At 73.3% G+C, this 431-nt stretch carries 1 protein-coding gene; it reads left to right on the top strand.

Going from position 1 to position 431, the window contains the following annotated elements:
* Positions 1-431 (top strand): Hint domain-containing protein (locus B8460_RS20370; RefSeq protein WP_048863455.1); only part of this gene is annotated, 431 nt, incomplete at both ends.

Below are 431 nucleotides of genomic sequence, written 5' to 3'. Positions count from 1 at the left end.
GCGGTGACCTATTCGCTGGGCGAGCTCGCCCGCCACCAGGGTCCAGTCTCCCTGATCGTCTACGACGACGGGACGGGCAGTTTCCCCTCCATCGGCGCCGGCGCGGGCGATTTCCGGAGCACCGCGCCGTTCGACCTGAAGGGCGGCCGCTACGTCTCGAACGTGGAGAGCGTCGTCGTGGAGGTGCTTGGCTGTTTCGCCGCCGGCACGCGGATCACCGCACAGGACGGTCCGATCGCGGTTGAGCGGCTGCGGCCCGGCCAGCGCGTGCTCACGCCCAACGGCGGGCGCCCGATCGTCTGGATCGGCCATCGGCGGATCGATCCCGCCCGCCATCCCCGCCCGCACGCCGTGCTGCCGGTGCGCATCGCCGCGCACGCCTTCGCGCGGGGCGCGCCGCGGCGCGCCCTGTATCTCTCGCCCGATCACGC

This window comes from Acidisphaera rubrifaciens HS-AP3, from assembly GCF_000964365.1.
GTDB classification, from domain to species: Bacteria; Pseudomonadota; Alphaproteobacteria; order Acetobacterales; family Acetobacteraceae; genus Acidisphaera; species Acidisphaera rubrifaciens.
The sequence above is the reverse complement of the archived record's forward strand: the minus strand, read 5'-3'. Positions and strand labels throughout refer to the sequence as shown.